The organism is Clostridium sp. SGI.024 (assembly GCF_050315195.1).
GTDB lineage: Bacteria > Bacillota > Clostridia > Clostridiales > Clostridiaceae > Clostridium.
Genome location: NZ_JBNPON010000021.1, coordinates 17,040 through 40,602 on the forward strand (window position 1 = coordinate 17,040; position 23,563 = coordinate 40,602).

General features: G+C 26.2%; 23 protein-coding genes. 2 read left to right on the forward strand and 21 right to left on the reverse strand.

Annotated features, from left to right (window positions below):
• Positions 1-2: 2 nt before the first annotated feature.
• The 6 genes from ACQRD5_RS07985 to ACQRD5_RS08010 form a co-directional block, all read right to left on the reverse strand.
• Positions 3-1,079 carry a glycosyltransferase gene (locus ACQRD5_RS07985; RefSeq protein WP_291626556.1) on the reverse strand — a complete coding sequence of 359 codons (1,077 nt, stop codon included), beginning with the start codon at positions 1,077-1,079 and terminating at the stop codon, positions 3-5.
• Between the two features lie 28 nt (positions 1,080-1,107).
• The gene (locus ACQRD5_RS07990) at positions 1,108-2,079 is read right to left on the reverse strand and encodes a winged helix-turn-helix transcriptional regulator (RefSeq protein WP_294169445.1); all 972 of its coding nucleotides are present in this window, start codon (positions 2,077-2,079) and stop codon (positions 1,108-1,110) included.
• A 46-nt stretch (positions 2,080-2,125) separates the two neighbouring features.
• On the reverse strand, positions 2,126-2,761 hold the full coding sequence (locus ACQRD5_RS07995; protein ID WP_427746673.1) for an ATP-binding cassette domain-containing protein: 636 nt from the start codon (positions 2,759-2,761) through the stop codon (positions 2,126-2,128).
• Between the two features lie 12 nt (positions 2,762-2,773).
• A complete protein-coding gene (locus ACQRD5_RS08000) occupies positions 2,774-3,793 on the reverse strand; it encodes an extracellular solute-binding protein (protein ID WP_294364839.1) in 1,020 nt (339 codons plus the stop codon).
• Between the two features lie 224 nt (positions 3,794-4,017).
• Complete coding sequence (gene galU, locus ACQRD5_RS08005) at positions 4,018-4,890, reverse strand: UTP--glucose-1-phosphate uridylyltransferase GalU (protein ID WP_291626547.1); 873 nt, start codon at positions 4,888-4,890, stop codon at positions 4,018-4,020.
• A gap of 133 nt (positions 4,891-5,023) precedes the next feature.
• Positions 5,024-5,914 carry a UDP-3-O-(3-hydroxymyristoyl)glucosamine N-acyltransferase gene (locus ACQRD5_RS08010; protein ID WP_291626546.1) on the reverse strand — a complete coding sequence of 297 codons (891 nt, stop codon included), beginning with the start codon at positions 5,912-5,914 and terminating at the stop codon, positions 5,024-5,026.
• A 182-nt stretch (positions 5,915-6,096) separates the two neighbouring features.
• Between ACQRD5_RS08010 and brnQ the strand changes: the two genes are divergently transcribed.
• The gene (brnQ, locus tag ACQRD5_RS08015; RefSeq protein WP_294169456.1) at positions 6,097-7,374 is read left to right on the forward strand and encodes a branched-chain amino acid transport system II carrier protein; all 1,278 of its coding nucleotides are present in this window, start codon (positions 6,097-6,099) and stop codon (positions 7,372-7,374) included.
• 211 nt (positions 7,375-7,585) lie between these two features.
• On the opposite strand, the gene ACQRD5_RS08020 is transcribed toward brnQ, so the two are convergent.
• From ACQRD5_RS08020 to ACQRD5_RS08050, 7 genes are all read right to left on the reverse strand, one after another.
• Positions 7,586-8,608, reverse strand: a complete 1,023-nt coding sequence (locus tag ACQRD5_RS08020; protein ID WP_294169457.1) for a hypothetical protein — start codon at positions 8,606-8,608, stop codon at positions 7,586-7,588.
• On the reverse strand, positions 8,589-9,485 hold the full coding sequence (locus ACQRD5_RS08025; protein WP_291626541.1) for an ABC transporter ATP-binding protein: 897 nt from the start codon (positions 9,483-9,485) through the stop codon (positions 8,589-8,591). Before ACQRD5_RS08025 ends, ACQRD5_RS08020 begins: the two co-directional genes overlap by 20 nt.
• Before the next feature lie 51 nt (positions 9,486-9,536).
• A complete protein-coding gene (locus ACQRD5_RS08030) occupies positions 9,537-10,118 on the reverse strand; it encodes a hypothetical protein (protein ID WP_320900581.1) in 582 nt (193 codons plus the stop codon).
• A 117-nt stretch (positions 10,119-10,235) separates the two neighbouring features.
• Entirely contained in the window at positions 10,236-11,321 is a 1,086-nt protein-coding gene (locus ACQRD5_RS08035; protein WP_294169461.1) for a Gfo/Idh/MocA family protein, read from the reverse strand.
• 19 nt (positions 11,322-11,340) lie between these two features.
• The gene (locus tag ACQRD5_RS08040; RefSeq protein WP_291626535.1) at positions 11,341-11,940 is read right to left on the reverse strand and encodes a sugar transferase; all 600 of its coding nucleotides are present in this window, start codon (positions 11,938-11,940) and stop codon (positions 11,341-11,343) included.
• 4 nt (positions 11,941-11,944) lie between these two features.
• A complete protein-coding gene (locus tag ACQRD5_RS08045) occupies positions 11,945-13,477 on the reverse strand; it encodes an O-antigen ligase family protein (protein ID WP_291626533.1) in 1,533 nt (510 codons plus the stop codon).
• Positions 13,478-13,511: 34 nt separating this feature from the next.
• Positions 13,512-15,368, reverse strand: coding sequence for a nucleoside-diphosphate sugar epimerase/dehydratase (locus tag ACQRD5_RS08050; RefSeq protein WP_294169465.1), 1,857 nt, complete (start codon positions 15,366-15,368; stop codon positions 13,512-13,514).
• 162 nt (positions 15,369-15,530) lie between these two features.
• Between ACQRD5_RS08050 and wecB the strand changes: the two genes are divergently transcribed.
• The gene (wecB, locus tag ACQRD5_RS08055) at positions 15,531-16,580 is read left to right on the forward strand and encodes a non-hydrolyzing UDP-N-acetylglucosamine 2-epimerase (RefSeq protein WP_321128923.1); all 1,050 of its coding nucleotides are present in this window, start codon (positions 15,531-15,533) and stop codon (positions 16,578-16,580) included.
• A 48-nt stretch (positions 16,581-16,628) separates the two neighbouring features.
• On the opposite strand, the gene ACQRD5_RS08060 is transcribed toward wecB, so the two are convergent.
• The 8 genes from ACQRD5_RS08060 to ACQRD5_RS08095 form a co-directional block, all read right to left on the reverse strand.
• On the reverse strand, positions 16,629-17,855 hold the full coding sequence (locus tag ACQRD5_RS08060) for a glycosyltransferase family 4 protein (RefSeq protein WP_291626527.1): 1,227 nt from the start codon (positions 17,853-17,855) through the stop codon (positions 16,629-16,631).
• 12 nt (positions 17,856-17,867) lie between these two features.
• Positions 17,868-18,698 carry a LicD family protein gene (locus ACQRD5_RS08065; protein WP_291626525.1) on the reverse strand — a complete coding sequence of 277 codons (831 nt, stop codon included), beginning with the start codon at positions 18,696-18,698 and terminating at the stop codon, positions 17,868-17,870.
• Entirely contained in the window at positions 18,676-19,692 is a 1,017-nt protein-coding gene (locus tag ACQRD5_RS08070) for a glycosyltransferase family 2 protein (RefSeq protein WP_321128924.1), read from the reverse strand. Before ACQRD5_RS08070 ends, ACQRD5_RS08065 begins: the two co-directional genes overlap by 23 nt.
• A 21-nt stretch (positions 19,693-19,713) precedes the next feature.
• A complete protein-coding gene (locus ACQRD5_RS08075) occupies positions 19,714-20,559 on the reverse strand; it encodes a glycosyltransferase family 2 protein (RefSeq protein WP_321128925.1) in 846 nt (281 codons plus the stop codon).
• A complete protein-coding gene (locus tag ACQRD5_RS08080) occupies positions 20,556-22,031 on the reverse strand; it encodes an oligosaccharide flippase family protein (RefSeq protein WP_321128926.1) in 1,476 nt (491 codons plus the stop codon). Before ACQRD5_RS08080 ends, ACQRD5_RS08075 begins: the two co-directional genes overlap by 4 nt.
• A gap of 14 nt (positions 22,032-22,045) precedes the next feature.
• On the reverse strand, positions 22,046-22,171 hold the full coding sequence (locus ACQRD5_RS08085) for a hypothetical protein (RefSeq protein ID WP_427746675.1): 126 nt from the start codon (positions 22,169-22,171) through the stop codon (positions 22,046-22,048).
• Positions 22,172-22,177: 6 nt separating this feature from the next.
• A complete protein-coding gene (locus tag ACQRD5_RS08090; RefSeq protein WP_321128928.1) occupies positions 22,178-22,363 on the reverse strand; it encodes a LicD family protein in 186 nt (61 codons plus the stop codon).
• Positions 22,364-22,557: 194 nt separating this feature from the next.
• The gene (locus tag ACQRD5_RS08095; RefSeq protein WP_291626517.1) at positions 22,558-23,541 is read right to left on the reverse strand and encodes a glycosyltransferase family 2 protein; all 984 of its coding nucleotides are present in this window, start codon (positions 23,539-23,541) and stop codon (positions 22,558-22,560) included.
• Positions 23,542-23,563: the final 22 nt, after the last annotated feature.

Consider the following 23,563-nt stretch of genomic DNA (forward strand, 5'->3'; position numbering starts at 1 on the left):
ATTTATTTTTTCATTATAAGCTCATAGTATATCTTTTCAACTTTTTCAAATTCTCGTGTTTCTTCAAAATTCTTTCTTACAAATTCACTACCTATTAACCCCATATTTTCTCTTAGATTTTTATCTAATATTAATTTTTCTAGTTCTACTTCTATAGAATTACTATCCTCTATCTTACATATCAATGAACTCTGTCCAACCAACGTTGTTTCAGCAAAAGCCTTTATATCTGATACAATTACCGGTACTCCACAGGCTTGTGCTTCTAAAACAGATACTCCAAAGCTTTCTGATTTAGATGGAAAAACAGCAATATTTATTCTATTATAAAAATCTGATACTTCTTCAGAATTAAACTTTCCATGAAATAATACTTTTTCTGCTACTCCTAAATCCATAGAAAGCCTTTTTAAATTTTCTTCTTGTGTGCCATCTCCAACTATCTCTAATCTAATATTTTCATATTTATGTGATAAATTAGCAAAAGCCCTTATTAAATAGTCAATTCCATATATTTTTTCTAAAGATTTTACAATACCTATTATTATAATATTATCTTCCTTTTTATTTTTATTATAAAAAATAGAAGTATCTATTCCAAATGGAGTAATATCTATACTTTTATTAGTGTAAAGTTTAGCTTCTTCTTTCATATAATTAGAAGTTGAAAAAATTCTATCTGCTTTTTTAAAGTTATATCTAATTATGCTTTTTTGTATTAACCCTTCTTTAGGAAATAAAAGTATATCACTTCCCCATAATGAAATAATATATGGATGATAATTACATAATGCTCCAAATAATCCATAACTTGATGCATAATGCGCATGTAATATATCCGGTTTGATAGTATTTACAATATCCTTAACCTTTTTAAATCTATTTAAATACGATAGTTTTCCAAAACTCTTTTCTTTTTTTGATATATCTAAGCTTAATTCTAAAGAGTGTACTTTAACGCCATCACAGCTTCCATTGCTAATTGATATTAAATGTACATCATGACCTCTAGAAACAAAATATTTACACCACTTTTTAGTATGGTAGCTATTAACATCAGCTAAATAACAAATTTTCATATATTATCCTTTCTAGATTATATTACTATTAATTGTCATTAATTAAAGGTAATATATCCTCTTTAATTTTTTCATATTGCTTTAAGTTATCTACTTCTCCCCAAATTAAATTCTTTAATTTTACATAATTTATATCATATTTTCTAGAAACATCTAATAATATATACTCATAATTTACTAAATCATTTTCATTTAGTTCAAACTCTTTTACCATAAGATTATATAACTTTAATGATATTTTAGTTATTCCAATGAATTCTCCATCTATTCTATTAAATTCATGAATGTCTTTTGATATCTTATAAAGATAACTGTTTCGTATTTCAACAAAAGCTTCGTCTCCTATTTCATTAACATCTGTTATTAATAAGCAGTCCCTTAAATCATTATCTAAAACTTTTCTAACAGCTCTTTCTTCAAATATTAAATCACTTTCTATAAGAATAAAGTCATCTGAAACAATATTCTTTGCACAAAACAGTGATTTCATAGTTCCACTATTGTAATATTTATCATTATAAACTTCTATAACATTTTCATATTTTTTTATTATATCTGTAATATATTTTCTTTCAAATCCTGTAATAATAATTATTTTTTCTATTCCAAAATTGGTCAATATTTTTATAATTCTTTCTAGTATAGTTTCGTTACCTATCTCTAAGGTACAAATGGGTCTTTTGAAGTCTTTTTGTCTTCCAGCTGCTAAAATGACAGCCTCTTTTAGTTTTGTTTTTCTTTCATTTTCTTCATTTATGCTTAATTTAGTTTTCATTACTAAATTTAGTCCTTCTAATAATACTTTTTCCCCCATTTCAGTTATTTCATATCTAATCTTTTTACCATCCATCAATTTATTTATATATCCAAAATCACTAAACTCTTTTAAAATCGAATTAACTTTTCCTAATGATACTCCAATATTTTTTGATAATTCTCTTTGAGTAACTAAGTTGTTCTTTTTTAATTCCTTTAATATTTTAAAATTACTTTCGAACATTCTATCCTCCAAAAAAAATAGAGTTAATTATATTAACTCTATTATATCATATAGATTTTTCTTTTCTATATAACCTATTTCTATTTTTTAATCTCTTAGATAATTTATCAAAAGCAAATCTGAAAGCTATATTGGTTATTATTATCATAACTGCAACTGCTGATGCACCTGCTATTTCCCCTTTTTCTCTTACTTTTGCATCTAATGCAGATAAAGGTTCATCTAATAATAAAATATCTGGTTTTAAAACTAATGATCTAGCCAAAGCTACTCTTTGCTGTTGTCCTCCTGAAAGCTCAAAAGGATATTTATTTACAAATTCTTTTAATCCAACAAGTTCTAAAATATTATTTACTTTGCTATCAATTTCATTTTTTCTTATTTTTTTATTTCTTAATCCATAAGCTATATTCTCATAAACATTTAAATTAGGAAATAATGCATAACTTTGAAATACTATTCCAATCTTCCTTTTAGATGGTGGAAAGTTAGTTACATCTACCCCATCAATTATTATGTTACCTGTATCAAACTTTTCAAGTCCTGCTATTATTCTAAGTAAAGTTGTTTTGCCACATCCACTTGGTCCAAGAAAAGAAATAAATTCTCCCTTATTAATTTCTATATCTATTCCATTTAATACCTTTATTTTATTAAACATTTTATTAACATTCTTTATCATTAAATAACTCATTTACTCACTCACCCCATAATATTCTTCCCATTTACTAACTATCTCTTTTCTATGATCTGATTGCCAATTTAAATCATTACTGATTATGCTATTCTTAACTTTCTTATACTCGTTTTTTATATATCTATCACTTTTTAAAGTTATTAGACTCCTATTATTGGAGTATAGCTTCATAGCCTCATCTGATAAAGACCATTCATAAAATGTTACTGCATCTTTATTTATATTTTTCTTATTTATTAGAGCACTAATTTCAACATCCCATCCAGATCCTTCTTTAGGAAAAATAGTTTTAATTTGTGGGTTGTCTTTCTCCATTTTTATTGGCAGAAAATCCATTCCTATTCCTATACAATATTCACCTGTTGCAGTTTGTTTAGTTGGTGCACTTCCTGAATGAATATATTGAGCTATATTTTTATTTAACTTGTCCATGTAATCCCAAGCTTTTTCTTCTCCCATTATCTGTATTAACGAAGATACTATTGAGTAACCTGTGCCAGATGATAGTGGATTAGGCATTATAATTAACCCCTTATATTCATCTTTTAACAAGTCTTCATATGAGTAAGGTACTTCAAGTCCTCTATCCATTAATTCTTTTTCATTAACAGTAAAGGCAACTGTTGTCATACTAATTCCAATCCATCTAGGTGATGAATGCTTTTTATCGTAATACCTTTCGTCATATTCATTTAAATTTGATGGACTATATTCTTTGTATAAATCTGTATCGCCTAAAAAAAGAATATTACTAGAGTTAATTCCCCAAACTACATCTGCTATTGGATTATCTTTTTCTATCATTAATTTTGAAGAAATTACTCCGGTTGAATCTCTTATAATATTAACCTCTATTTCAGGATATTTTTCGTGAAATTTTGAAATATATTCTTCTACTAAGTCCTCTTCTATCCCTGTATATATATTTATTACATTGCTTTTATTATTTGATGAACAACTTATAAGAGATAAAGCTAAACATAAAATAACGAAAATTAGATATCTTTTTAGTTTCATTACAAAAATCACCTATTCTTATTTATTTGAGAACCTAATCTAATATTATTAATTATTATGTTCCCTAGTAATACCTTTCAAATCTTATCACGTTCATTTTTTGAACGCTATTTAAATTAATATACCATAATATGGTATTATTTTCAATATACTCCAAAAAAAAGTTTATAATAATTATCTTTTAAAACTTAAGATAATTATTATAAACTATAAAATTAAATATTTTATTTATTTTTCCAATTTCTATTTGTTAAGTAATCAAGAAATGGTTCTCTCAAATCATCTCTTTTTAAAGCAAATTCTACAGTTGCTTGTAAGAATCCAAGCTTATCTCCTACATCATACCTTCTTCCTTCAAAGTTATATGCGTACATAGCTTCATTTTCTATTAAAGTTTGTAATGCATCAGTAAGTTGTATTTCTCCACCCTTTCCTGGTTCTGTATTTTGTAATATATCAAATATTTGAGGAGTGATTATATATCTGCCTAAAATAGCTACATTACTTGGTGCCTCTTCTATAGATGGTTTTTCCACTAATTTTTTAACCTTATAAACTCTATCTTCAATATGAATTCCATCTACTATTCCATATTTATTTACTTCTTCATGCTTAACAGTTTGAACTCCTAAAATAGTTGTCTTATACTCCTTATAGCAATCCATTAATTGCTTTAGACAAGGGACTTCTGAATCTACAACATCATCTCCAAGTAATACTGCAAAAGGTTCATTTCCAACAAAAGCTCTTGCACATAATATGGCATGACCTAATCCTTTAGGTTCCTTTTGTCTTATATAATGAATATCAACCATATCTGATATATTTCTTACCATTTCTAATAAATCGTCTTTATGTGCTTTTTCAAGTTCCATTTCAAGTTCTACTGATTTATCAAAATGATCTTCTATACACTTTTTATTTCTTCCTGTAATTATTAATATTTCCTCAATTCCTGAAGCAACTGCTTCTTCAATTATATATTGAATTGTAGGCTTATCAACTATAGGAAGCATTTCCTTTGGCTGCGCCTTTGTTGCTGGTAAAAACCTAGTACCAAGACCTGCTGCTGGTATAATTGCTTTTCTGACTTTCATACTTCTCCCTCACATCCATATATATTTTACATAATATAACATATATAATTCTATCACATTAATATAATTACTTCAATTCACTACATATAAATCGAAGCATATTTCAATTTTAATCAATATTATAAACTTACATTTATCTAATATTTTTTATAAAATCAATAAACTTTTCATGATTTATAGCAAAGTTTCCCGAAACCTTATCACCATCACTTAAATTCTTTGTTACAACAGATCCAAGGCTTATGCTTACCTTTTTCCCTAGTATAAGTCCATTAGATATTGTCGCTCCTAGACCAACCCAAGAATCATCACCTAAGACTGTTCTACCTCCAAAAGTAGATCTTGATGCAATTAAACATCTTTTGCCTATTTTTACTCCATGTTCTATATGAACTAAATTATCTAGTTTAGAATAATCACCTATTACAGTATTATCCCAAGTGTAAAGAGCCTTATCTATACAAGAGTTATATTGAACTTCAACATTGTTGCCAATAACTACTCCACCACAATGATTTACATTCATTATTATTCCATCAACTCTCTTATATTCAAAACCTTCACCACCTAATATAACTCCTGCTCTTATAATACTATTATCTCCAATAATAGTATTTTCTCTAATTACTACAAAATCTTCAATAATAACATTATTACCAATAACAACATTTTTTTCACTTATTGATGATAACTTACTTATATTGCAACCTTCTCCAATAGTAGTATTAAAACTTTTTCTCTTGTAGCCCTCCTTAGAAGATAATATATTATGTAATTTAAAATAATCTTCTCTTGGATTACTTGAAACAATTATTCCATATCTATCTTTAAGCTTTTCACCTAATTCTTTAGTAGTAATTAAAGCTCTTATCTTATCACTCAAACTTTCAATATATTTCTCACTTTCAATAAAGGTAAGGATTTTTTCATCACAATCTGCCACTGCAAGTCCTAGACTTGTAAATTCTTCATCTTTAATTAATGATAATCCTTCTAATAAATTCACAACTTCATTTAATAACATAAGAAGCCTCCTAATATAATTAATAAATATATTATATCAGTTTTTTAAAATGTTTTTAATATATTATTTCATTGAAGCTTATCTATGATTATGATAATATACCTTAGTATTTTAAATATTTTCAAAAAAATTCAATGTTTTTTTATAAACATTAATTTTTTGTAATTTACGGAGGAAAAAGAATGAAGAAAAGTACAAAAGATTCTATAGTAGTAGGATTTGCTCTATTTTCAATGTTTTTTGGAGCAGGTAATTTAATATTTCCTGCATTTTTAGGAAATACAATAGGAGATCAATACCTTTTAGGTATTATAGGTTTTATATTCACTGGAGTAGGATTACCACTCTTAGCAATAATATCTTGTTCTAAGGTAGATGGAAGCTTTAAGTCCATTGCAAATAAAGTAAGCCCAAAATTTGCAGTTATATTCACTGCTATACTATTTATAGCAATTGGACCTATGCTAGCAATTCCCAGAACTGCTGCAACTACATTTGAATTATCAATAAGCCCATTTTTCAGTGGAATATCACCTTTTATTGCAATGGTCATATATTTCATAATTAATTTGTTCTTTGTTTTAGGAAAAACATCAATAATTGATACTATTGGTAAATATTTAACTCCTACACTTATGATAATATTATTTATTTTAATAGTTAAAGGCTTAATAATGCCTATTGGTAATGTGTTAGAAACTAATGCAATTAATGTTTTCCCTAATTCTTTATTAGAGGGATATCAAACAATGGACGCCATAGCTGCACTTTTATTTGCTGGTATGATAACAACCTCCTTAAAATCTAAGGGATATAAAGATAAAGAAATGCCTTTAATGATTTTAAAGTCAAGCTTAATTGCTATATTAGGACTTGCTTTTGTTTATGGTGGGCTAACTTACATAGGAGCTCAAACAGTTGAACTAGCTTCATCTGAAATTAGTAAAACTGCTTTATTAATATTAATTTCTAAAAATATCTTAGGAAGTATTGGACCAGTTATTATAGGAATAGCAATGGGACTAGCTTGCTTAACTACTTCAATTGGTTTAATTACTTCAGGAGCAAATTTCTTTGAGAGAATATCAAAGGGTAAGCTTTCCTTTAAACTTAATGCAATAATAATTTCTGTTTTAAGCTTAGGAATTGCTACTCTTGGAGTTGATAATATAGTAGTTTTATCAGTTCCGATTTTAAATATACTTTATCCTGTTTCAATTACACTTATTGGAACTACCCTTTTATCTAAATATATAAATAGTAATAAAGCAATTAGAGTTGGTGTTTATACCTCATTAATATTTGGTATTTTATTTGAAATTCCAGGATTAAACCTAAACTTTATTCCATTAGCTGAAATTGGCTTTGGTTGGCTTATCCCAACAATACTTGCTATATTATTTAGCTATATTATATTTACAATTACAGATAACGAAGACCAAGAACCAGAATTTGAGTAAGAATCAATAGTGAAGAGTGAAGGTGTAGAGATACATATATCCAATGGTAAGTGGTTAAGGAAATATATATAAATAATTAAAATAAGGGCTGTCCAACAGCCCTTTCTTACTTGCCAATTCTTACTTCTTATCTATTACTTTTTACTTCTTACTTTTTACCTATTACTTCTTACCTCTTACCTCTTACTTCTTACCTCTTACCTATTACTTCTCAATAGTATACATCTTTTTTTGATTTCTTAAAGTTTACTAATATATAATATGTTAATATACTTATGAAAATTATCACCATTATCCTTATAAGGGATATTTCATATACTCCTGAGCTTTTTTTCAAATAAACCTCATCTATAATATTGCTTATATACATAGAGCTTACCACTCCAGGAAATGTTACTATCATAAAATCTGCCACTTTTTTAGGACCTTTTAAAATTATTCCCTCATTCATATTTTCAACTAACATTTTATTAGTTAATATTTTAGAAATATAAATTAGCGATAAACCTATAAGAATAAATACAATTGACATAGAAATAATCTGAAAAGTAGTTATGCTATTACCTATACTTGTCCCATCTATATATTCAATTAATCCATTATATATATATCTTAATCCACGTACTTCTCCATATGAATAATAGCTTAATAATGAACTGAAATTAAATAAAATAAAAATTAAATATATAAAAGAAATAACTACTGCCGCAATTAAATAGTAGAGAGTAGAAAAAATACTATCCAATATAGATAAACAACCTATAGTTATAGTTGATATGCTAATAATTCTTATAATATCTAATACAATCATTTTATAAAAATCAGGAATATACATTAAAATAGCATAATATTGAATATAATTTTTAATAAGTACAGATAAATAAATACCAATAAAAATTATAACTGAAATTATAATTATAATTAGCTCTCTCTTTCTAATATCAAGCCTTGAAAATGGTCCTGCTAAAAAAGTAGACCACTTTTTTCTTTTAAATATTCCTACTGTTACCATATATACAATTCCTATATAAGCAACTAATAAAAATACACCATCGAAAGAAAAAATAAATCTACTACTCATTTGATTATAAAGGTATTTACTTATTTGGAAGCTAAAATAACTATCACTTACAATTATAATCAATATAAAAGCTACTATATAAACAATACATAGAGGTAAAAAAATATTAGCATCACCTTGATAAAATAAATTGTTATTTAAATATTTCTTCATTGCCAACCTTCCCTTCTATCCTGTTTATAAATACCTCTTCTAAACTTAAATCAATTTCTTCTATAAATAAAGGATTAAACTTTTTAATATGCTCTATAAACCTATCTTCATTATCTTCTATTACTATTGTAAATACTCTTCCAACTTGAGATATATTAAATATTCCCGGGAAATATAAATCTTCTTCATATACAGGCATATCAAAAGCAATTTGTATCTTCTTAATATTTCTTTTAATATTATCTAAAGTATTGTGATATTCAACCTTCCCTTCATTTAATATTAAGATATCATCACATACTCTTTCTAATTCTGTTAAGTTATGAGAGCTAATAACAACTGATTTATCACCAGTAGATACTTCCTCCATTATTATCTTAAGAACCTTTTCCTTTAATATTGGATCTAATCCTGAAGTTGGCTCATCTAAGACTAATAGTTCAGCATTTAAAGAAAAAGCTAACATTAAATTAACCCTCATCTTCATGCCCTTAGATAATTGCAAAAACCTTTTGTTAAGAGGAATCTTAAATATTTTGTTTATATTATAAAATCTCTCTTCGTTAAAATCTGGATACAATCCTTTATAAAAATTAACTATTTCTCTTAATGTAATTAAATAAAAACTAGCATGTTCATCTGGAACAAAGGCTATTTTCCGCTTAATCTTTGGATTATCATATATTTCTTCGCCATTATAAAGTGCTATTCCATCTGTTCCTTTATAAATACCCACAATACCCTTTATTAAAGAAGTTTTACCAACTCCACTAGGTCCTACTATTCCTAGTACCTTTCCACTATCTAATGAAAAGCTTATCTTATCTAATATAGTACACTCTCCATAACTAAAAGAGTAATTCTTAAGCTCTAACATTATACTTCCCCCTTATTTCCCTATCTTCTTTACTAAATAATGAAATATAGATTATTGAAATAATACTGAGTAATAATCAACTACAAATCCTTCACCTTCATTTACCACTACTAAATATAAAGTTAATGGGTATTCTTCATCATTATTAAAATTCTTAACTGTACCATCTTTATTAACATAAGTTTTTTCAATATTATTATTATAGCCCCCATAGCCATCTAATTTATATACTCTTGGGTTATTGTCTCTTTTATAATTAGAAATACCTTTAAAAGAATACTCATAATTATTTTTTAAATTAGTAAGAGAATTGTAATCCATTTCTTCCATTTTATAACTATACAAAGCAGGTACTTGTCCAAAAATATATTGATATCCATACTTTTCACCTACATATAATCTATATCTCTTAGATATGCTTTCTAAGAATTCTCTTGCGGGAACATTATAATAACCATTATCGGTTTTTACCATTTCAAAACTATTTATGTATCCAATAAAATTAACTATTGCATCTTCAGGACTTTTAAAATTTTCTTTTTTTTCGTATAACCTTTCTCTCTTTCCAAAAGCTGATACTATAAAAAAAGCTAAAACAACAGTAGCAACAGCTAAAAATGTTGACTTCTTCATATCTATTCCTCCCAAGAATAAAAAAATACTAAGTATACTATAATAAATAGTACACCTAGTATTATATGGAATAAACTGTATTTGTTCAATTGTTTTAACCTTAAGATTTTATTAAGTCTATTTTTTCATATCTGAACTTGAAAAATTATTAAATGGGAAGTTTACTGGCATACCTGTTTTTCTAGACTTATATGCAGCTAAAATTATAGATAAAGGTACTATTGCATCTTCACCACTTACATATGGTTTTCTATCTTCATTAATAGCTTCTATAACATCTCTAAATAAAGGAGTATGTCCTTTTCCATAAACACTATCTATTTCAACTTGTAAATCCTTCTTAACAGCTTCTTCATCTGCTCCTTCAAATCTCCAAGTTTTAAGTTCATTAACAGCAAGGCCACCTATTACTACAGTTCCATCAGTACCAAATATACTTAAAGTTTCTTCTAAGTTCTTTGGATATACAACTGCACTACCTTCAACTATTCCTATAGCTCCATTTTTAAATCTAATAACTATAGCGCCAAAATCTTCTCCTTCAATTGGATTTCTGAAAGTATCACATTCCGCATACACTCTTTCAACTTCTGAACCTATCATCCATTGCAATAAATCTATGTTATGTATACATTGATTCATTAAAGTACCACCATCTAAATCCCAAGTCCCTCTCCATGGAGCTTGCTTATAATAGTTATCATCTCTTCTCCAAAGGATTCTTGCAGTACCATTCATTATTCTACCAAACTTTTCACCTTCAACAGCTTCTCTTAACTTTTGTACTGGCTTGTTAAATCTATTTTGATGAGCTACTGATAGTTTCACATTATTTTTCTTTGCAACTTCTATCATTTTATTTGCATCATCTATTGACATAGCCATAGGTTTTTCAACTATTACATGCTTGCCTTTATTCATACAATAAATTGCAATTTCAGCATGATATCCACTTTCAGTTGCAATTGTCACTACATCTATATCTTCCTTTTCAAGCATTTCCTTATAATCTTCATATATTCCAACTTTTAAGGAATCATCATTCATCTTATTAATATATTCTTTTGCTTTTGCGTAAGCTAAGTCTTTTTTAATATCACATGTAGCTACCAAATTAGCCACATTCTTATTTTCATAAAGTCCTTCCACATGTTTATATGAAATTCTTCCACAGCCAATAATAGCAAAATTAAGTTTTTTCATGTTCATCACCTTCATATATTTATTTACCTATATTAAATATAGTTTTGAAAATAATCCCAATATCAATTAATACATTATTATTTTCTATATACTTCATATTTAAATCTATCTTATGAGGCATAATTACATTAACATAATATTCTTCAGGGTTATCTACCTTTCCTAATATACTATTTTCGTCTCTATATTCAATAGAAGCATAATCAGTTATACCTGGCCTTACTTCTAAAACCTTTCTTTGCTTATCACTATATAAATTCACATATTTAGGTACTTCAGGTCTAGGTCCAACTAAACTCATATCACCTTTAATAACATTAATTAATTGAGGTAATTCATCTAATTTATATTTTCTTAGAAAGGAGCCAACTTTAGTTATTCTTGAATCATTACCTACAGTAATTTGCTTACCTAGCTTTTCAGCATCTACAACCATAGTTCTAAACTTAAGTATATTAAACTCTTTTCCATACCTACCAACTCTTTTTTGCTTAAATAAAATAGGTCCCTTAGATGTTAATTTGATTAATAGAGCTATTATTACTAATATTGGAGAAATTAATATACAACCAATTGAGGAGGTAGTAAAATCAAATACTCGTTTTAAAAAATTATTCACACTTTTATATCCTTTCTAAAGAATTATTATCATTTAATGAAGTAATTGAAATTGCAAGACTATTTATTAACCAAAATGGTATAAAAGCATATACGCTACTTGGTCCAAATACTAAAACAGACGTTGAAACTATTAATATTATTCCCAAAACGTAATATTTTTCATTTTCTACTTTATCTCTTTTAAATAGTATTGCCTTTTTTATAAACAACACAGCATATAATAAAAAGAATAATGTAAAACCAATAACTCCGAAGTCTCCAAGTATCTCTACCCACCAGTTATGAGAATCTACAATTCCTCCTGTATTATTTACCTTTCTATAATATTCAGAAGTATTACCTAATCCAAAGCCTAAGTAATTTTTTTCTTTAATAACCCCTTCTACAACATCCACAATTAAAGTTGCTCTAACATTTACTGAACCTGTACCACCAAGCTCAATAGCGTCTGTTTCATCTTCTTTTTCTACGTTTGAATCATTTTCTTCACCTTTATCATGTTCTATTGATGAAATATTTAATTCTCTCATTTTTCCATAATAAGGACCTAACTGTTCAACATGTGAAAGCCCTGTAAATATACCAAAAACTAAGAAAATAGATAAAGCTGATTTTATTATTAGTTTCTTTTTCCATGTAGCAATAAAGAAAAATAAAATAAAAATTAGAGCTCCTATTACTGTTATCCAAGATGTTCTAGATCTAGTAAAAATTAAATTAATTTGTGCTAGTACTATTATTACCATATCTATTATGACATCTTTTCTATTTTTATCGAAATAAGCTTTTACAATAAATCCTAATAATATTATTGAAATAACAAAGCCATAATTATTAGGATTATAGAAAAAAACAGTCGGAACCCTTCTTAAGAATTCTAGCCTATTAAAATCTAAATTTGCCATAATATAACTTGTCTTAGGTTGAATATGGAATCCTGTAATTATTTCTAAGCTTCCCATAATAACTATTCCAATAGATACTATAGATAAGAATTTCAAAGTAATATTTAAGTCTTTTTTTGTTTTATTCTCATTTATAATCATAATAACAAATGATATCATTATACTATATAAAATTAATTTTTTAAATGCAACTACTTTGTTATCCGCTATAAAAAAGCTAATTATTACCCATCCAACAAATAGAATAAGAATAATTTTTTCAATATTTATTTTTCCATAAAATTTCTTATCTTTAATATAAGTAATTATATAATCATAAATAAACTTTAAAATATATATAAATAAGAATATATAATAAATATCTATCTGTTCACTACTCAAACTTCTCCCAAGAGGAATGCTTATAGTAAAACTCATTATTGCAAATAATAAAGTTACTAGATAAAAATGCTTTGATTTATCTTGCTTGAAAACATATGCAATAACTATGATATTAGCTAACGCAAAAATATGATTCATTATATTTTTACTATCTATAATCATTAAAGTAACTAATAGAGCTATGCTTATCTTTAACACATTCGTGTAATTTGATAATATTTCAACTTTTGATATTCTTTTCAAATCCATATATACACTCCTCATTTTGCCATAAAAAATATTTTTATTCCCCTTTACCTACTGCAACTTCACTTTCGTTACATCTTCTATAAGTAGGAACAATTTCAGCCATCTTACACTTTAAAATTTCTACATTTTCTTCATTTAATAAAGAATGTAACTCCTTTAGTTTTTTATCTAATATTTCCATAGTTATATAGGTTGGTTTACCCACATATATTTTTTTATGAGAAGTGTCTGTCAAACCTTCTTCACTCATTAATAATTCTTCATACAATTTTTCTCCTGGTCTAAGACCTGTTATTTCAATTTTTATATCTTTATTAGGTTCAAATCCTGATAATTTAATTAAATCACAAGCTAAGTCATATATCTTTACAGGCTTACCCATATCTAAGACAAATATTTCTCCACCTTTTGCAAATGCACCTGCCTGTAAAACCAATTGTGCTGCTTCTGGTATAAGCATAAAGAATCTTGTTATATCTTTGTGTGTTACTGTGACTGGTCCACCCTTCTCTATTTGTTTCTTAAATAGTGGAATAACTGATCCATTGCTTCCAAGTACATTACCAAATCTAACAGCTACAAAATCAGTCTTACTCTTTTTATCAAAAGCTTGAACTATCATCTCACAAAGCCTTTTAGTAGCTCCCATAATATTAGTTGGATTTACAGCTTTATCTGTAGATATTAAAACAAATTTACCACATTTATACTTATCTGCCATAGATACTACATTGTAAGTCCCAAAAACATTATTTTTAATAGCTTCTTTAGGGCTATCTTCCATTAACGGAACATGCTTATGAGCCGCTGCATGAAATACAACATCTATTTTATATTTTGAAAATATCTCTTCCAATCTATTTTCATCTCTAACAGAACCTATTAAAACACTTAGTTTCAAATAAGGAAAATTTTCTTTCAATTCGTTTTGTATATCATAAATATTATTTTCATAAATATCAAATAAAATTAGCTCCTTAGGAGAAAATACAGATATTTGTCTACATAACTCAGATCCTATTGATCCTCCTGCCCCTGTAACTAATATAGTTTTATTAGTTAAATAACTTGATATTCCTTTAGTATCCAATGTAATTGGATCTCTTCCTAATAAATCTTCTAAATCAACATCCTTAATTTTACTTACTGTTGCTTCTCCTGTTATTATTTCATATATACCTGGTATAATTTTAACTTTACATTTTGTTTTTTTACATGTTTCAATTATTTGAATTTTTTCAACGTTTCCAATAGATGGTATCGCTATTATAATATCATCTATTTCTTTTTCCTTAGCTATTCTTGGTATATCTTCTACATTACCTTCTACTCTTACTCCAGATATTTTCTTCCCTCTTTTATATGGATCATCATCAATAAGAACAACAGGATTATATTTAAGCTCTCTTTTTGCCATAATTTCATTTATTATCATGGTTCCTGCTGCACCTGCACCAACAATCATAACTCTTTTTTGATCTGATGCATATTTATAAGGCAAATATAACATAGATCTTCTATATACTCTATATAAAACCCTATATCCTAAGACAAAAAACATAGTAAATACTATTGACAGAACTGATACATTTAGAGGTATTGTAGATCCAAAATTCCTTGTATATATGATACTTACTACTCCAGCTACTATACTTGAACCTACTCCTAGCAAAAATTCATCAGTTCCTGTTAAGTCCCACAAACTATTATATAATCCAAATGTTAAGAAAGAAATTAAAAATATTAAAGTTATTGCTATACAATCATGTTGATAAATTGTGGCTATTTCAGTAAAGTTATCAAAATGAGTTATATTTATAGATATTAAATAAGCAACATTTACTAAAAATATGTCTATACCAACTACTATCAATTTTCTCCAATTAGACATAATGTTCCTCCATCATATTTCATCTTATCATGAATTTATTAATAACTTAGTATATTATACTACTATACCTTCTTTATGTCTACAATTGAGAAATGGGCTAATTTTATAGTTTTCTATATATTCTTATGTTATAATTAATACAAAAATTCAGGAGGTATTATTATGAAAATATTAACTGTAATCGGAGCTAGACCCCAATTTATTAAGGCTGCTGCAGTTTCAAATAAACTTAGAAAAAATCATGAGGAAGTATTAGTTCATACTGGTCAACATTATGATAACAATATGTCAGATATTTTTTTTGATGAGCTTGGCATTCCTAAGCCTAACTATAATTTAAATATTGGATCTGGTAATCATGGATATCAAACTGGTAAGATGTTAATGGAGCTTGAAAGCCTATATTTAAACGAAAAACCTGATTTAGTTTTAGTTTATGGAGATACTAATTCTACTTTAGCAGGTGCATTAGCTGCAAGTAAATTATTAATTCCTGTTGCACATATTGAAGCAGGACTAAGAAGCTTTAATATGAAAATGCCGGAAGAACAAAATAGAGTTTTAACTGATCATATTTCTAAATACTTGTTTGCACCAACAGATACTGCTATAAAAAATCTTAAAAATGAAAATATAACAGAAAATGTATTTAATACCGGTGATGTTATGTTTGATGCTATAAAATTATTTAAAGAAAAAGCTTTAGAAACTTCTACTGTATTAATTGATAACAATATATCTCCTAATGAATATATATTATCTACTATTCATAGAGCAGAAAACACTAATGACATTAATAGGCTAAAAAATATAATTAATGCTTTAAATGAATGTGAAAAAAATATAGTTCTTCCACTTCACCCAAGAACTCATAAGTTTATAAAAGACTATGGATTAACTATAAATGATAATATTAAAATAATAGCTCCTGTTGGATATTTAGATATGATTAACTTAGAAAATAACTCACAGAAAATAGTTACTGATAGTGGTGGAGTTCAAAAAGAAGCTTACTTCTTACAAAAGCCTTGTATTACTATGAGAGATGAGACTGAATGGATTGAAACAGTTGAAAATGGATGGAATACTATAGTTGGTAGTAATAAAGAAAAAATCCTTGATGCCATTATAAACTTCAATCCTAAGGGAGAACAAAAAATGGCCTTTGGATATGGTAATGCAGCTGACATAATTTCAGAAAAATTAAAGTAATAAAATTGGAGGAATCAAAATTTTGATATCCTCCTTTTATATTCTTTATTATTTTAATGCATTTAAGAATCTTTCTGCTAAAACATCATACTTATGATTTTTAATAACAAACTCTTTACCATTTTTCCCCATAACTTTTCTTTCTTCTTCTGAAAGACTCATGAACTTCTCTAAAGCTTTAACAACTTCATCTGCATCTTCTGCTTTTACTGAAATTCCACAATTAGCATCGGATACTGGATCATTAGAAGCTTCCACTGAATATAATATAGGTTTAGACGCCATCATATAATCAAATAATTTATTCGGACTAACTCCAAATCTAAATAAACTTTCTTTTCTTAAACTCATATAAGCAACATCTAGCTTACTTAATATGAAAGGAATTGCATCTTTTTTAACTGGATCTAAGAAGACCACATTATCAATATTATGTTCTTTGCTATAGTTTATTAATTCATCTTTAACATTTCCCGAACCAACCAATATAAACTTAATCTTCTTATCCTTCATTTTTTCTGCGGCTTTTAGCATAGTATCTAAAGCATTAGCAGGAGAATGATTTCCAGTATAACCTACTAAGAAATACCCCTCATCTTTCAACTTATTTAATATTGTAATTTGCTCAATATTTGGCTCTTCTACACTATTTTCTTCTTTATTAATAATAACTCCATTTGGAACAAAGGTATAATTTTCTGTTTTAAAGCCCCTATCTCTTATATGCTTATCTGCATCAGGTAATATAGAAATAATTCCATTACAATTTTTATATGCATAATCTTCTGCAGCTTGTAAATACATTATATATGGATGCTTTGGAGAGTATCCTCCAATCTCAATAGGTGTTAAAGGCCATAAATCATGTATTTCAAAGAATAACTTTGCAGATGATATCCTAGCAATCTTAGCTGCTGGATATATATCTAAAGGATATGTTGATGATGCTATAACAGCATCTGGCTTAAATTTTTCTGACACATGTCTTGCTTTAAACTTTAATTTATTTATAAAAGTTAAAATATTAATTATACGTCCTACACCATTGCCTGAGTACTTTGGAGTCTTTATCCAAAGATATCTTACACCTTCTATTATTTCTTCTGTAAAATCCTTATCTATCTCAGGATTATATTTTCTTAAATGTGAGTAATCAGCTGCTACAATAGTAACATCATGTCCATTCTTTACCCATTCCCTTGCCATATAGAATGGTCTAAACTCCATACCATGCTTATCTGAACCAGCATAATGATTTATTAGTAAAATATTCATCTAAGACTCTCCTTATTCATATATTTCTATCTTTTTTGCATGCCATCTTCTATCTTCTTCTTTTGGAAGCGTTAAATAATCTCCATATATAATTTTTAGAACTTTATCATAATTCTTAGGAGCATTAAACATATATTTACAAAATTCAATTTTTGTTAGTGGAAAAATATCAGATTTATTCAATATCTTTCCCCAAGAACCATCACAAGGTAAGTCTACACCATAGGTAACTTCCTCCCCATTTTTATCATTCCACTTCATAATATATCTTAATACTTTATTTCTTTTTTTATAAGGTATCTTTTTAAATATTGAGTAAACTAAAAATGCTATTTTATTTTGTAAATTAAGATTTTCTTCTTTTCTTCTAGTTCTAACATCACATAAAACTAGAAATCTAGAAATTAACTTTTGAAGCTTTCTTATAACTTTATTCTTTGGTAAAGTATCAAAAGCAAATATATCTATATATATTCCTTGATTAAATTTTTCATTTTCAGTTTCATCTACTTCTACTAATTTACTTCTATTATCTCTAACCTTTAATGGTATATGAAATCTATTATAATTAGGATCTGTTTCTATAGATTGTAGAAAATAGTCTTCACCTAGCTCATAACTTGCTATTTCTATAAATTTGTTATAATCCTCTCTAAGCATTCCTATATCAACATCATCATCCCAAGGTATAAAGCCTTTATGTCTTACAGCCCCAAGTAATGTACCATCAGTTAAAAAATAATTAATATTATGTTTACTGCAAACTCTATCTACCTCTATTAGTATATCCAACATTCTTTCTTGAGCTTTAATTAATAATTCATTGTTTTTTAACTCGACCATTATATCCTCCCCAATTATACCTTGTTGTATAAAGTAATCGTGTACTTATATATATCCTTATCAATTTACATTGTATGTAATATCTTAAATATTTCTTATTAAAAGATAACATCTTATATTCATTTAAACTTGTTTTTATTTCATCTTTACTTAAAAACTTCAATAATTTATCCTTATAATTTTCATCTCTCATAAACATAGAAAATATATGACAAATTGAATATGGAATTTTATACTCTTTTAAAGTTTTTATAATTTCTTTTTCTTCATTAAAATTTTTTTCAACGAACTCTAATAAGTCTTTGAATGAATAATAGCAATCTAAATGCTTTTCACTAACGCTTTTAGTTACAGCACCCTCTCTTCTTAAGTAATAAGCAAGTTTTTCATTTATTCCTACAATTTTATCTGAATATAATAATGCTTTAGCTATGAAAGTAATATCTTCTGCATATTTTCTATTGTTATCAAATCTTAAATTATTTTTCTTTATTATTTCTGACTTATATATTCCACTACCAACCCAAATTGAAAATTCATCTTTTAAAAGTTTTAAAGCCATCTCCTTACCTGAAGTTACTTGTTCAATAACATTTGTACTACTTTCAATTAATATCTTTCCGTCTTCATCTACATGACTATAATCACAATAAATTATATCTGCATCAGTTTCTTTAAGTTTTTTATTAATTTTTTCAAAAAAATCATCTTCAACATAGTCATCTGAATCCAGAAAATAAATATATTCTCCCGTAGAATTATTGATTCCATTATTTCTAGCTACAGATACACCTGAGTTAGGTTGATTTATAATTTTATAATTTATGTCACTATTTATTAAAATATCTAATGCAATATCTATGCTTCTATCTTTAGTTTCATCATTAACTAGTATAAGCTCAAAATCCTTAAAACTTTGATTAGTTAATGATTTTATACTTTTATAAATATACTTTTCAACATTATATACAGGCATAATAACACTAATAGTCATAAATCATACCTCCTTTTGTTTTTACGATAGCTTCATTCTTAACAACATAATATTTACTAAAGCTTTATATATAGCTTTTTTTAAAAACCCTATGTTGTTATATTTAACATTATATATATATGTACTATCTGCCATAAGTTTATAAATCTTAATTGAGTTATTTATATTCTTTCCTATACTAACAGAATGTTGATGATCATATGTGATATTATTTAATATTATATTTTTATATCCCCTATCTAATAATCTCTTAGACATCATCTTTTCTTCACAATATAGGAAAACATCTTCATCAAAAAATCCTATTTTTTTCATCACATTAGCTGGAATCATAAATAATGATCCCGGTAATACATCTACAAAACTATATTCTCCATTAAAGTGCTCTTTAGGATATAAAGTTTTATCTCCTAACCATCTCTTCAGCATATCACTTAAGGAAATTAAATCATCCTTAAACTTTGGTAACTTCCATGAAGTCCATTTTAGTTCTCCATTTATAAGCATAGTTGGAGCAACTATTGCAACTCTTTCTTCCTTATCATACATTTTTATCATGTCATCAACTACTTTTTCTTCAAAGAATACATCTGGATTAGATATTATAATATATTCTGTGTTAAATTCTTTCATAGCATATTTAATTCCATAGTTATTTCCATAACTATATCCACCATTTTTTTCACTTTTTATTACATGAATCTTATCACTTTTATACTTAAGTAATAATTCATAAGAATCATCTGAAGAATTATTATCTACCACTACTATATGATCAATAGTTTTATAATCTTTTATTTTCTCTAAAAACTTTGATGTTGTTTTATAGTCATTATAATTTAAAACTATAAGATCAATTCTACTCATTTTTTCCCTCCTCTTATCCCTAACGCTTTACCCTTTAATATAAATTTATTAATTAGCATGAAAAAAATCTCATCCTTTATTAATAATAAAATAAGAATATAAGCTAATCCATTTATAATAATTCCAAGTGCTGCAATAATTAAATAATTATTAACAAATATTCTTATTAGTAAAGTTATTGGGATAAATATTAATGAAATATACAAATACTTCATTTTATCTAAACTAAATATTCTAATATTTACCTTCATCTTATACTTTATAAAAATATATTCACATATAACCACTAAACCATATGAAATCATTGTTGTAAATATAGCTGTAGTTGGAGTAAATATATTAAATTTAACTAATAAATTATTCATTATCAAATTAATTATTCCACAAACAAATATCATAATAATTTGATTTTTCTCTTGCCTCTTTACATAAATAATCTGATTGCTTAATATTCCTTCAACTCCTGTAACTACCATATATAATGCAAAAGCTGCCATTGGATAAATTGCTTCTAGATACTTATCTCCTCCATATATTTTAATAATTTCTGGCGAAAGAACAAACATTCCTATTGCTGCAGGAAATAAGAAGCAAAAATAAAGTTTTGATATCTTATTAAGTAACCCTATATAATTCTCTTCATTTTGTTCAGAATAATTTGTAAGTCTTGGTAATGTAACATGAATTACAGTTAAAGTCATAGTACTTATTATAGTCATAATCCTCTGTGCCATATAATAAAAGCTAACAGCTGCTTCATTTATATAATCACCTATCATTACTTTATCTAACTGAGTAAATAAAATAGCAGAATTTGAAAGTACAACAACTAAAAACATCGGTTTTATATGCCTAAATATATGAATACTCTTAAAATCAAAAGAAATTTTTCTTTTTATATAGAAAAAGCTAATAGCATAATTTAATATATTTGAAATAACTAATAACCATAAATAAGTTTTGAAATCTCCAGCACCTTTTACTAAAGCAAGCAATAACACAACATAAATTAACCTTACTACTATAGTTTTTATAGTAATAAAATCATAATTTTCTAAAGCTTCATTTGCCCATTCAGTACAAAATATATTAGAAAGCAAATTAAAAGATAATATTAAAAAAGTAGAATATGATGGTTCTCCTCCAAACTTAAAATTAATAAATATTATGTAAGCTAAAGTTGTAACTACATTAGTTATAATAGTTATTGTAACTAAACTAGTAAAAACACTACTTAACTTTCCTTTATCCTCTCTAACTTTACTAATTTCCCTTAAGCCATATTGATAAATACCAAATGTTGCAAAAATATAAAAATATCCTATATAAGATTCTGCTAAATTAACTTGTCCTAATAATTCTGGATTAAATACTCTTGCAATATAAGGTCCAACTAATATAGGAATAATTATATTGAATATATTTAATATAAATTTAAATACTACATTTTTAGAAATTGATTTATTACTCATTTTTTCTCCTTATGTCAATCTTTAATTCTGATTTCTTTTGCATGCCAAGCTCTTTCACCAATTGTCCGCAGTTTTATATGATCTCCATATAATTTTGTTAATATATTTTCTTTCATTCTCATCCTCATAGTGCTTTTCATAATAAATTAAGAAATTCTACTTTGTAAATTAAACTTAAACTTATTATTTAGAACATGTTCAATATCATAAGTATTTATCTGTTTTAAACCTTTGTGAAAAAACCTATAGTCTAATTCTCTTTCTGCAACCTCTAAAAATTTGTTATAATCATTCCTAAGCACACTTATTTCTAAGTCATCATCCCAAGGAATAAATCATCCCTGGATTATAGTTCCTAATAATATATCATCATACAAATAATATTATATTCCATATTTAGAATAAATTCTATCAACTTCTTCTAATATATGAACCATTATTGTCTTTAATATAACTAATTGAACCTCATCTACTGCATTAATATTTTTTATCATTGAGCTATCCATATATTTTCTTAAAATTTAAATTAACTTTTATAATATTTTTTAACAACTTTAGGAAAGTATAATATTGCTTTTGATAATAAATAGTATTTTAAATTTGATATTGTGAAATCATTAATTTTAAAGCTTTTTAAATACCCAATTATTTCCTCGTTATTTATAAAATCATTAATTTCTTTTTCAAACAGTTTACTTTTGCAAAACTCACTATAAATCCCCATAATTGTTATAGGAATTCTATATTCTTCTATCCCCTTAATTATATCTTTATATTCATTTATATTATAATTTTCATTTATGTACTTAAGAGTTTCAATGTGTGAAAAATATGAATCAAATTTTCTTAAGCTCAAAATATGTGTACTTGAACCAATCCATCTTACATAATATGCAAGATTTTTTTCAATTGCTTTAACTCTTTTACTAGCAATAAGGCATTTTATTGTAAAAGTAAAATCCTCTGCATACTTCCTATTAGTATCAAATCTAATATTATTATCTTTTATTATTGATGTTTTATACATCCCAGTTATCATATTGATATATTCTCTAGCATAAATCATATTTAATGCCATTTCTTTTCCTGTCATTATTTTTTTTATCTTTGTATCCACTTTTACTTGAATGTTTCCATAACTATCCACAGTAGAATAACCACAATATAATACATCTGCATTTGTATTTTCTATTTCTTTTACAAACTCCATAAAAGTATCTTTATGTATATAATCATCACCATCTAAAAAAAATATATAATCTCCTTTAGCTTCTTTTATCCCTCTATTTCTAGCAGCACTAACCCCTTTGTTTTTTTGCTTAATTAATTTATAATTAACATCTTTATTTATAAAATATTTCTGTATTATTTCAATACTATTATCAGTAGACTCATCATCGATAATTATTATTTCAAAATTTTTATAGCACTGATTACAAACCGAATCTAAAGTTTTTTCAATAACTTTTGCTAAATTAAATACTGGAATAATAACGCTAATCTTAATCAAAATAATTACCATCCTTCTCATT